11 protein-coding genes are annotated in these 11,701 nt (G+C 42.8%); all 11 read left to right on the top strand.

Going from position 1 to position 11,701, the window contains the following annotated elements:
* The first annotated feature begins 70 nt into the window (after nucleotides 1–70).
* The 11 genes from VIM89_RS05560 to VIM89_RS05510 all read left to right on the top strand — a co-directional run bounded on the left by VIM89_RS05560 (nucleotide 71) and on the right by VIM89_RS05510 (nucleotide 11,677).
* Nucleotides 71–505: a hypothetical protein gene (locus tag VIM89_RS05560; RefSeq protein WP_488155144.1), complete on the top strand. Its 435-nt coding sequence runs from the start codon at nucleotides 71–73 to the stop codon at nucleotides 503–505.
* A 163-nt stretch (nucleotides 506–668) separates the two neighbouring features.
* The gene (locus VIM89_RS05555) at nucleotides 669–2,153 is read left to right on the top strand and encodes a L,D-transpeptidase scaffold domain-containing protein (RefSeq protein WP_488155143.1); all 1,485 of its coding nucleotides are present in this window, start codon (nucleotides 669–671) and stop codon (nucleotides 2,151–2,153) included.
* A gap of 20 nt (nucleotides 2,154–2,173) precedes the next feature.
* The gene (locus VIM89_RS05550) at nucleotides 2,174–3,028 is read left to right on the top strand and encodes a universal stress protein (RefSeq protein WP_488155142.1); all 855 of its coding nucleotides are present in this window, start codon (nucleotides 2,174–2,176) and stop codon (nucleotides 3,026–3,028) included.
* An 81-nt stretch (nucleotides 3,029–3,109) separates the two neighbouring features.
* On the top strand, nucleotides 3,110–5,503 hold the full coding sequence (locus VIM89_RS05545; RefSeq protein ID WP_488155141.1) for a heavy metal translocating P-type ATPase: 2,394 nt from the start codon (nucleotides 3,110–3,112) through the stop codon (nucleotides 5,501–5,503).
* Nucleotides 5,500–5,664: a cbb3-type cytochrome oxidase assembly protein CcoS gene (gene ccoS, locus VIM89_RS05540; protein ID WP_488155140.1), complete on the top strand. Its 165-nt coding sequence runs from the start codon at nucleotides 5,500–5,502 to the stop codon at nucleotides 5,662–5,664. The genes VIM89_RS05545 and ccoS overlap by 4 nt, the downstream gene beginning before the upstream one ends.
* Before the next feature lie 89 nt (nucleotides 5,665–5,753).
* Nucleotides 5,754–7,880: a cytochrome-c oxidase, cbb3-type subunit I gene (gene ccoN, locus VIM89_RS05535; protein ID WP_488155139.1), complete on the top strand. Its 2,127-nt coding sequence runs from the start codon at nucleotides 5,754–5,756 to the stop codon at nucleotides 7,878–7,880.
* 4 nt (nucleotides 7,881–7,884) lie between these two features.
* Complete coding sequence (locus tag VIM89_RS05530) at nucleotides 7,885–8,076, top strand: hypothetical protein (protein ID WP_488155138.1); 192 nt, start codon at nucleotides 7,885–7,887, stop codon at nucleotides 8,074–8,076.
* Nucleotides 8,073–8,999, top strand: coding sequence for a cbb3-type cytochrome c oxidase N-terminal domain-containing protein (locus tag VIM89_RS05525; protein WP_488155137.1), 927 nt, complete (start codon nucleotides 8,073–8,075; stop codon nucleotides 8,997–8,999). The genes VIM89_RS05530 and VIM89_RS05525 overlap by 4 nt, the downstream gene beginning before the upstream one ends.
* A gap of 185 nt (nucleotides 9,000–9,184) precedes the next feature.
* On the top strand, nucleotides 9,185–10,570 hold the full coding sequence (gene ccoG, locus VIM89_RS05520) for a cytochrome c oxidase accessory protein CcoG (RefSeq protein WP_488155136.1): 1,386 nt from the start codon (nucleotides 9,185–9,187) through the stop codon (nucleotides 10,568–10,570).
* The gene (locus tag VIM89_RS05515) at nucleotides 10,557–10,994 is read left to right on the top strand and encodes a FixH family protein (RefSeq protein ID WP_488155135.1); all 438 of its coding nucleotides are present in this window, start codon (nucleotides 10,557–10,559) and stop codon (nucleotides 10,992–10,994) included. The genes ccoG and VIM89_RS05515 overlap by 14 nt, the downstream gene beginning before the upstream one ends.
* Nucleotides 10,991–11,677 carry a sulfite exporter TauE/SafE family protein gene (locus VIM89_RS05510; RefSeq protein ID WP_488155134.1) on the top strand — a complete coding sequence of 229 codons (687 nt, stop codon included), beginning with the start codon at nucleotides 10,991–10,993 and terminating at the stop codon, nucleotides 11,675–11,677. The genes VIM89_RS05515 and VIM89_RS05510 overlap by 4 nt, the downstream gene beginning before the upstream one ends.
* Nucleotides 11,678–11,701: the final 24 nt, after the last annotated feature.

Below are 11,701 nucleotides of genomic sequence, written 5' to 3'. Positions count from 1 at the left end.
TTTTTAAAAATGATCTTCATCACATGGATATAAGTATAATAGAAGGAGATTTACTCCATAAACAAAAAATATGGAAACCCTGAATAGTTTATCTGCCCGTTCATTACAATATTTTGTGATCGCCAAAAAGTGGAGTTCGGACCTGGAATTTTATAAAATCGAAATAAAATTTCTGCGTTCATTGCTCGAAAACAATTATTTAATCCTTCAAAATAACGGCGAAAAGGATACTGTAAAACGGATCAATAGCGACCTGATGCAGCTAGATGTGGAAAAGAACCAACTAGAACAGGCCTTAGATGAACAGATAAAACAACTGGAACTAATGTCGGAAGATGTGATCCCGGAAGATGCCACCCAGGTTGCCGGCAAACAGATCAGGCTCGAATATATGGTTACCGATTTGTTTACAGAATATAAAGATTTGAAAAGAGAGATATTTTACCTGGTCCAGGAAGCGTCAGCACAAAACAACCAGTTAGGCCAGTTTGCATTTCCCAACTAATAAATCAATCATATACACAGATCGAAGCGCCACATGTAAGTGTGAGCGCTTTTTTATTGACGGTAATGGCAACCCATCATGCTTTAAATCAGGTCAATAAGTGACATTGGTCATTATTTAAAAGCGAGCTGTCGCCCAACTTTACATTATAAAAACGACAGCTATGGAAAGGTTTTTTAAATATATAAAAGGCAGTAAGACAGGGCGCATCCTGCTTACCATTTTCGGAATTTTTGCGGTTTTGCAAAGCACCGCTTCATGTAATACCGATCGGGTCAGAAGTATTAATAAAATTGTTGAACGCGATACCTCGGTTGCGGCTTTTATTCAGCAATACCTGTCTGACAATAATGCTAAAGCATTGGGCTTATATTTCCCTAATTCTGTAAAGCGCTTTTACGAAGCTAATAATGGAGAGGCAGCCTGGGTAAAAGAACAAAGCAATCCAAAGCAAACCTGGGAAACTATGCTCTTGCTTGATTGCGTTCTGCAATATGGTTTATCGCATGATGACTATCACCCGAAAGAATTATTGTATAAACCGCTCCACGAGATGCTGGAAGAGCCGGGAAAAATCAGTAATAGCGACAAAGCAAAGTTCGACATCCTGCTAAGCGATGCCATAATCACCTTTATGAACAATCTGCATTATGGTAAACTCAACCCTATATATTATACTGATAAGATTGATGCCGGTTTGATGCTGCCCTTTCATGCCGAAGACGCACTGACTGATGCCCGCAAACAAAGCAATTTTATGAATGCTGTATTAAGTGTTCAACCAAAATCAAAACAATACGCAGCCATGCAAGACCGTATGCGCCTGTTGAAAGGCGTGTACCAGGATGATTGTTACGAAGTGCCTGAAAGCGAGGTGCGAAAGATCGCTATTAATATGGAACGCCTGCGCTGGGCTGAGACTGATGAAGATGCTTATATACAGATAAATATCCCTTCCTATAATCTGAAGTTTGTTCAGCCTGATAGCACCTATGAATTTAAGGTAGTAGTGGGTAAAACTACAGCACAAACCCCGTCTTTAAACAGCGAGATCACCTATTTTACAACCTATCCTGAATGGAGGATACCGCAAAGCATATTTGTGAAAGAACTGCTGCCAAAAGCATTAAAGGATACCGCTTACCTGGATAATAACCATTTTACAATTTACGATAAGGCGGGCAATTATGTAAAACCAACAAAGGTCAATCTCAGGAATGTAAAACGCAATACAAAGGCTTACTATGCACGTCAGTCATCAGGCTGCGACAATGCCCTGGGGAATGTGGTGTTCCGTTTTCAAAATATTTACGACATCTATTTGCATGACACACCCGAGCAGCAGCTGTTCAAAAAAGAAGAAAGAGCATTCAGCCATAGTTGTGTGAGAGTGGAAAATGCATTGCACCTGGCCGAATTAATGTTGAAATTCAGCGGGGATGCAAATAAGATAGCCGTTCTGCATAAGGCCTATAATGCACACTTAACCAGGAATATCTCGCTGAAAAAGCATGTGCCCATAAAGATCACTTACCTCACCTGCGAGGTCAAAGAAGGTCTGGTAATAACTTATAAAGACATCTATAACCTGGATAAAAGCCTGGAAATGGCTCTTTACAACACCACGCAAACATTAACCTTAAAGTAGATCTTAAAATTCCTACAGATATGAAAAAGATATTAATAGCAACCGATTTTTCAGCCAATGCAGCCCATGCTGCTAAATATGGGTATGCCATAGCATCGCAGGTACAAGCCGATGTGATTTTATGCAATGCTTTTATAGTTCCGGCGGAAATGCCACAGGCCGGCACACTGGTTTGGCCCCAGATAGAGTACGATGAATTGCTGGAGAGCTCCGCTTCTGAATTGCGGCAATTAAAGGAAGATCTTCAACAAAATCACAATAGCAGCTTTAAACCATATATCACCAGTACATCTGAAGTTGGCGCCGTGGTAGATGTAATAACCGAAATTACCGGAAAAACAGCGATAGAACTGACTGTTATGGGTACACATGGAGCGAGCAAATTGGATACCTTTTTAGTCGGCAATCATAGCCATCGGATGATAAATAACACAAAAACACCGCTGTTATTAGTACCGGCATCAGCCTCCCTTAAACCGATCAAAAAAGTAGCTTTTGCTACTGATCTGAAAGATCCGGATGCAGATCTGAAAGCGATTTATGAACTTATACCTTTATTAAAAAGGCTCAACGCCGAATTACTGCTAACCCATATTTATAACGGTGATGATCCCACCTATAAATTCAAAAAGCATATACAGCAACTGCTTGTTGAACTGTCAAACAAGGCCGATTACCCTAACATATTTTACCGGATCGTGAGCAGCAATAAAGCTGAACGCGGTCTGGATTGGTTGTGCGATCACGGTCATATCGACGTGTTGGCAATGGTTCACCGCAAGCACGACCTGTTAGACAAAATATTATTGGGCAGTCATACCCAGAAAATGGCTGATCACATTACTATTCCATTATTAATTATACCGCAAAAGTGATAAAGATCACTTTTATACATTTTTCAGATCATTCTTTAGCGGCCGACTAGCCTTCATCTTTGAGTAATCAAGAAATTAAAGATGAAACAAGCGGAGATTGATCACAAAACCACTTGCTACCATTGCGGCAATGACTGTGCCGATGAATGTATTGAACAGGACGAAAAAGTTTTTTGCTGCAATGGGTGCAGGGAGGTTTATTCCATCCTGTCGCAAAACGGATTATGTGGCTATTATGCTTACAACGAATATCCGGGCGTAAGCCAGGTGAAAGCAGGCAAACGCCTGGATTATCTGAAAGAACCCTCTATTATCAGGGAACTCACCGATTATTCAGACGAAAAATTTACCATCGTCACCTTTTATGTTCCCGATATCCATTGCAGTTCATGTATCTGGCTGCTGGAACATTTGAACAAGATCAATCCGGCTATTTATCATAGCAGGGTTGATTTTTTGCGTAAACAAGTAAATATCCGTTTTGATACTCAACTGATCACCCTGCATGAAGTGGTTAGCCTGCTGGATAAAATAGGGTACGAACCGCTCATTAGTTTGCAGGATGTGGTGAAAAAGCAGGCCTTTGACAAAAAGGACAACCTGGTAAAAAAGATAGCTGTTGCAGGTTTTTGTTTCGGAAATGTGATGCTGCTGAGTTTCCCTGAATACTTAGGCATTTCAGTTTATGAGCAATCTTTCAGGCAATTCTTTGGCTGGCTTAACCTGGCTTTTTGCTTGCCCGTTCTCTTATATAGCAGCACCGGCTATTTTAAATCAGCATGGACAAATCTTAAAAACAAGGTACTCAATATTGATTTTCCACTGGCTTTGGGTATTACAGTATTATTTGTGCGTACAGCGGTTGAAATATTGACACATACCGGCCCGGGATTTGCCGATACGTTATGCGGCTTAGTGTTCTTCTTATTAGTCGGCAAATTTGTACAACGCAAAACATACTATCACCTTTCATTCGAACGCGATTACCGTTCATTCTTTCCTGTTGCCGTACAAGTAATAGATGGGGCAAATGAACGGCCGGTTCCTTTATCTGATATTCAGGTTGGTCAACGTATACTGATCCGCAATAACGAGATCATCCCTGCGGATGCTATATTATTAAAAGGCGACGCACGTGTAGATTTTAGCTTCGTTACCGGAGAGTCTGTGCCTGTCAGTAAGGTATTGGGCGAGGTAGTTTATGCAGGCGGCAGGCAAACCGGCGAGGCTATTGAATTAGAGGTAGTAAAACCAGTATCACAAAGTTATCTTACACGCCTTTGGAACAACGAAGCCTTTACCCGCACACAGGAAAACCGGGTGCAAACATTCAGCGATAAAGTAAGTAAGTATTTCACTTTCGCTTTATTACTGATCGCATTTGGTTCTTTGTTTTTCTGGCTTCCTTTCGATTTGCCAAGGGCCATTTCAGCCTTTACTGCTGTGCTTATTATCGCCTGCCCATGTGCACTGGCTTTGAGTACGCCGTTCACCATGTCGGCCGCTTTGAGCATTTTCGACAAGAACTTTTTTTACCTGAAAAATACTGCAGTTGTTGAGCAGTTAGCTCGTATTGATACTATCGTTCTTGACAAGACAGGTACTATAACTATTAATGGCGAAACATCAATAACAGCACATATCGCTGCCACTGAAACCGAAAGGCAAATGATCTATTCGGTATGCGCCAATTCAACCCATCCACTAAGTCGGTTGATATGCCAATATCTTGATAACTATATTAAAATCAGCACCAACAACTATTATGAAGCACCGGGCCGGGGCATCACAGCAGATGTGGATGGCCATTTCATAAAAGTTGGGAGTGCAAAGTTTGTTAATGTGATGCAGGCCGAAACCTCATCAGCTAAGAAGACAGAGGTACATATCTCGATAGATGAAAAATATATCGGCTATTTTACTATTCAGCAACGCTATCGCGATGGTGTTACATCTGTCCATTCTCTTTCCCTTGCTTATAAGCTATTTCTTTTATCAGGTGATCATGGCCATGAACGTGAGGCTCTTTCATCTGTGTTTCCGAAAGAAGATATGTTCTTTGAGCGCACCCCGCAGGAAAAGCTCGACTTTATTAAACAACTGCAGCAAAACGGGCATAAAGTTATGATGATGGGCGACGGCCTTAATGACGCGGGTGCCTTAAAACAAAGCGACCTGGGGATTGCTATCACTGATAACGTAAACAACTTTTCACCCGGCAGCGATGCGATCCTGGACGGCCGTTCACTTAAAAAACTGCCCGCGTTCCTCAAATTTTCAAAAGATGCTTTGCACGTGGTTTATATCTCATTCTGCATCTCGCTTACCTATAATGTTATTGGCCTGAGCTATGCAGTTAGCGGGAAGCTATCGCCACTAATTGCGGCTATCCTGATGCCCTTGAGCACATTCACCATCATATCGTTCACCAGCATTGCCACTCACCTGGCGGCAAAAAGAAGAAAATTAATATGAGTATCATTTATTTCCTGATCGGCTGCAGTGTATTGCTGGCGCTGGTTTTCCTTGGAGCCTTTTTTTGGGCTCAGCGTAACGGTCAGCACGATGACCTTTATACACCCTCGGTACGCATCCTGCTGGATGATGACCCCGATGAAAACGATTCAAAAAAGTGACGAATGTCATGTTTCTGTCAAACCAATGTCATTCGGCAGGCAGAAACCTCCCAATAATTTTACACCCGATAAAACAACACTAAATAATTATGCAACCCGACAAATTTTACTACGATAACAAGATCGTCCGGAATTTTGGTATTGCGACGGTAATATGGGGCATCATCGGCATGTTGGTGGGCCTGATAGTTGCAATCCAATTGTACAAACCCGAAATGAACATGCACAACCAGTACACCACGTTTGGTCGTGTACGCCCATTACACACTAATGCAGTGATATTCGCATTTGTGGGTAACGCCATCTTTATGGGCATTTATTACTCGCTGCAAAGGCTTATGAAAGCACGCATGTTCAGCGATGTATTAAGCAAGATTCACTTTTGGGGATGGCAGCTGATCATCGTTTCAGCGGTCATCACCTTACCGCTCGGGCTTACCACTTCGCACGAGTATGCTGAATTGGAATGGCCGATCGATATCCTGATCACCATCGTTTGGGTGGTGTTTGGTATCAATATGTTCGGTACCATCATCAAACGCCGCGAGCGTCATATCTACGTAGCAGTTTGGTTTTACATCGCAACATTTGTTACCATCGCCGTATTGCATATTGTTAACTCGGTTGAGATACCTGTTAGCTTCTTCAAAAGCTATATGGTATTTGCCGGTGTACAGGACGCCCTGGTGCAGTGGTGGTATGGACATAACGCGGTTGCATTCTTCTTAACCACGCCATACCTGGGCATGATGTATTACTTCCTGCCTAAAATGGCGAACAGGCCGATATATTCCTATAAACTGAGTATCCTGCACTTTTGGGCGTTGATATTTATTTATATCTGGGCCGGCCCACACCATCTTCTATATACTACGCTACCTGGTTGGGCGCAATCACTAGGTGTCGTATTTTCTGTAATGCTTATTGCTCCAAGCTGGGGTGGTATGATCAACGGTTTGCTTACCCTGCGTGGCGCCTGGGATAAGGTGCGTGATGACGTGACACTCAAATTCATGGTGGTTGGTCTGACGGCTTATGGTATGGCCACTTTTGAGGGCCCAATGCTATCCTTAAAACAGGTAAACGCTATCGGTCACTTTACCGACTGGATCATCGCACACGTTCATGTTGGCGCTTTAGGCTGGAATGGTTTCTTAACCTTCGCTATCCTCTACTGGCTGGTACCGCGCATTTATAAAACAGAACTGTATTCCAAAAAGATGGCATCCTTCCACTTCTGGATCGGTACGCTGGGTATCTTGTTTTATGCCATACCGATGTACTGGGCCGGTTTCACTCAGGGGTTGATGTTGAAAGAGTTTACGCCAGAGGGTATCCTTAAATACCCAAGTTTCCTCGAAACAACCATGCGTATCCTGCCAATGCATGTAATGCGTTCAGTTGGCGGTGCATTATACCTGACAGGCGTTATCGTAATGGCTTATAACCTGTACAAAACCGCCGTTCAGGGCAAGTTGGTTGCTAATGAAGCTGCAGAAGCAATGCCATTACCAAAACTTAATCCTGAAGCAGGCACCGAACGCTGGCACCGCAGACTGGAACGCAAACCTATATGGTTCCTAATTGCCTCATTGATCGTGATCCTGATCGGAACGTTTGTGGAGCTGATGCCTACGCTCACAATATCATCTAATATCCCAACCATAGCCAGTGTAAAACCTTATACTCCGCTAGAGTTACAGGGACGCGATATCTATATACGTGAGGGTTGTGTTAATTGCCACTCACAAACTGTACGCCCATTTCGGTCTGAAACGGAGCGATACGGTGAGTACAGTAAAGCGGGCGAGTTTGTTTATGATCACCCGTTTTTGTGGGGATCGAAACGTACAGGGCCAGATCTGCAGCGCGAAGGGGGCAAATATGGCAACTCCTGGCACTACAATCACTTGATGGACCCACGCCTGATGTCGCCGGGAAGCATCATGCCAAATTACGACTGGCTGATCACCCAAAAGCTGGATACAACGTCCACAGCCGCCAAAATACGGGCTATGCAAAAATTAGGCGTTCCGTATCCTGCAGGTTATGATAAAATAGCCAACCAAGATTTGGACAAACAAGCCAAAGGCATATCCGCTGATCTGGCTAAGGACCATATTAAAGTAAAAAGTAATAAAGAGATCGTAGCCATTATTGCCTATTTGCAAAGGCTCGGTACAGATATTAAAGCAGGTAAAACAGCAAATAATTAAAATCATGTTCAGACAATTCACAGAGCATATTCAGGGTAACCAGGTTTACCTCTTGTTCTCACTATTTATATTCCTTGTATTCTTTATCGTTGTAACGCTACTGCTGTTCAGGTTACGCAAACAGCATGTGGATTACATGAGCGATATCCCTTTACAAGATTGTACAGAAGAAAACATTAATCTTTTAGAGCCATGAAACCGATCCGTTTAATATTCTTATCACTTTTGGTTCTCGCTATCACCCCGGCATTTGCCGAAGAAGGCAGCTTGCTATCGGGCGATACCATGAATTATATAGGCTTTGGAGCCATTATGTTCGCCCTGATCACATTGTGCATAGCTATGTATGTCGTGTTAAAAGCATTCAGAGTTGTTGCCAAAATCTTACTTGGCCCTGAAGCCCTTGAAGAAAAGAAAGTCGATAAATCGGTACTAAAAGCTGAAAAGAAAGCAGCCAGGGCACAACGTATCAACAAGATATTCTCGCTAAAACCGATGTCGGAAGAGCAATCCCTGATCATACCGCATGAGTATGACGGCATACAGGAATTAAATAATCCGACGCCTGCCTGGTTCATGTACCTGTTTTACGCGACGATAATTTTTGCAGTAGGTTACTTATTGGTATACCACGTGTTTGGCGTTGGTCAATTGCAATATGATGAATATAAAACCGAAATGGCCGTTGCCGCTAAAGAAAAAGCAGCATTTCTAGCCAAGTCAGCCGATAAGGTGGATGAAAACACGGTAAAACTTACGACCGATGCGGGAGTACTTACTGCCGGGAAATCTATTTTCCAGGAAAGGTGCGCGGCCTGCCATGGCAATAACGCACAAGGCATGGTTGGACCGAACCTGACCGACGACTACTGGCTGCACGGCAATAGGATCAATGACATTTTCAAGACTATTAAATATGGCGTGCAAAGCAAAGGCATGCCAACCTGGGAAAGCCAGCTGACGCCAAAGCAGATATCGGATGTGGCCAATTTTATCAAATCATTACATGGCAGTAACCCGGCTAATCCGAAAGAACCGCAGGGCACTAAAATGGCAGATGATAATAGCTCTTCTCCTGTAAAAGAAGTAAAAGCCAAAACGGCCATGGTAGTTAAATAACATTTAAAAAATATGTCATTTCGAACGAACATGGGTAGGGAACAGCAGGGTATGAGGAGAAAACTTATAAATCATGCAAAGACATGTCAGGCGTATAAGTTCTCTCCTCGTTACCCAAACCACAGTCGGGGAGAACTCGTCGAGATGACATTATTTTATAATAATTTTTTTAAGAAAAAAAAGGAATGTCGAATACAGAATTAGCGGAGCAGCCACAAACCACGGAAAAGGGAAAGCGCAGGTGGATGTATCCTATCATCAGGAAAGGGAAGTTCTATAATTACCGTAACTGGTTGAGCTATGTTTATCTTATTCTGTTTTTTTCAGGGCCGTTTTTGCGGATAAACGGCGAACCTTTGTTGCTGATTAATGTGATGGAGAGGCGATTTGTCCTGCTGGGCCAGGTATTCTGGCCGCAGGACTTTTTCCTCTTCATGCTGGGTATGCTGGTCTTTATAGTCTGTATTGTATTCTTTACTATGGCGTTTGGCCGCATATTTTGCGGTTGGATCTGTCCTCAGACCATATTTATGGAAATGGTCTTCCGCAAAATAGAGATATGGATAGAGGGTGACGCCAAATATCGCCGCAAGCTGGATGAAGGTCCGCTGACAAGGGAAAAGATTATTAAGAAAACTGCTAAGCACAGCATTTTCGTGATTCTGTCTTTCATGATCGCTAATACATTTCTTGCTTATATTATCGGCAGTGAGAATTTGATAAAAATTGCTACCGAGCCCGTAAGTCAACATATTGTGGGATTTATCAGCATCTGGGTATTTACAACTATGTTTTACTTAGTTTACAGCCGGGTGCGGGAGCTGGTTTGTACTGTGATCTGTCCCTATGGCCGCTTACAAGGTGTCCTTACTGATAAACATACTTTGATGGTCGCCTACAATTACAAACGCGGCGAGCCTCGTGGAAAACTATCAAGAAAAGATCCGGCACCTAAAGGCGATTGCGTAGACTGTGGCTTATGTGTAGATGTTTGCCCTACCGGTATTGATATACGCAAAGGCGCGCAACTTGAATGTGTTAACTGCACTATGTGTATAGACGCCTGTAACCAGGTGATGGAGAAAATACACCGCGATCTGAACCTGATCGGCTTCTATTCTGAAGAGATGATTGAAGAAAACAAGAAGCCATCGTTTACCGGTCGGATGAAAGCCTATAGTGTCATTATTGTAGTATTATTTGGTGTATTAGCTTATTTTATTTACCAGCGCCAGGATGTGGATGTAACCGTAATGCGCTCTGCCGGGATGCTATACCAGGAGCAGCCGGGAAATTATATCAGCAATATTTACAATGCCGACATCATCAATAAAACCGACAAAGCACAGAATATTAAATTGGTAGCTGATGATCCGCAGGTAAAAATTAAATACATACAAGCGCCAGGAACATTAAATAAAGAAAGCGCTACAAAGACAGTTTTTTTCCTGATGTTGCCTGCAACAAGCATCCGTGCTGTCAAAACAGATATCAAATTAAAAGTAGTTAAGGACGGTAAAGTACTTAACACTATCAGTACAACTTTTATTGGGCCATATGATGAAGATTAAATTAAACTGGGGTAGCGGCATTGCTATCGGGATGTCCGCATTCGTCGCTTTCATAGTTATTTTAGGGGTACAAATGTTCCGGGATTCTCCCGGCGACTATGACCATCAGTACTATGAAAAAGGGCTGGCATATGATTCGGTCTATGCCAAAGAAAAGCAGGTGATCACTGATAAAGTAACACCGCATTTCAAACTTGAAAACAAGAGCATGCTGATACAATTTGCCATGGCCTCTGCCGGGCACATCCGTTTTGAGAGGCCTTCTGATCCGAATCAAGATAAGTTGCTTACGTTTCAGTCAAGTGGTTCTGATCAGGCTGTTATTCCGCTCGAAAAATTTGGTGCAGGCCAGTGGCAGATAACGCTCGACTGGGAAAGCAACGGTAAAAAATATCTGTATCAACGCGAAATGTTTTTGCCATGAATGTTAACGAGATTGCATTTTTTGTAGGATTATTTGGCAGTTTGCATTGCATCGGTATGTGCGGACCATTAGCCTTTGCCATCCCTGTTTCACAAAAAGGCTGGCTCTCCCTATTAACGGATAAATTTATTTACAACCTGGGCCGGGTGCTTTCTTACGCCACACTTGGATTTATAATTGGCTTTATCGGCAGGCAGCTTTGGATATCTGGTTTGCAGCAGGGAATCAGCCTGGCCAGTGGTCTTTTGATAGTTCTGGCAGGTTTTTCGCGGATGTTCAAGATCAGGCTGTTCAATGGCAAAGCATCTTCTAAATTTCTTACGCCAATAAGTAAAGCCATCAACTACGCTATACAACACCGTGCAGGCAATTTTGCTGTTGGCGTACTTAATGGCTTTTTACCCTGTGGATTTGTCTACCTCGCATTAGTTGGAGCAATTAACACAGCATCTCCCTTATCGGCAGTTGAGTACATGTTTTGGTTTGGGGCAGGTACATTCCCACTGATGCTGGCTGCAACTGTCAGCTCGGGCTTTATGAACGCTACTTTTCGCAGGCGCGTAAATAAAGCATTACCCTATCTTATGGTTTGCCTGGGCTTTTGGTTCATCCTTCGAGGGATGGATCTGAATATTCCTTACCTGAGTCCATCGGTCAAAACGGCTACCGGCATTTGCAAATAATATTTGTGATCAAGATCACCTTTT

The sequence above is a fragment of the Mucilaginibacter sp. genome, from assembly GCF_036568825.1.
GTDB lineage: Bacteria > Bacteroidota > Bacteroidia > Sphingobacteriales > Sphingobacteriaceae > Mucilaginibacter.
This window is presented reverse-complemented; position numbering and strand designations above follow the sequence as displayed.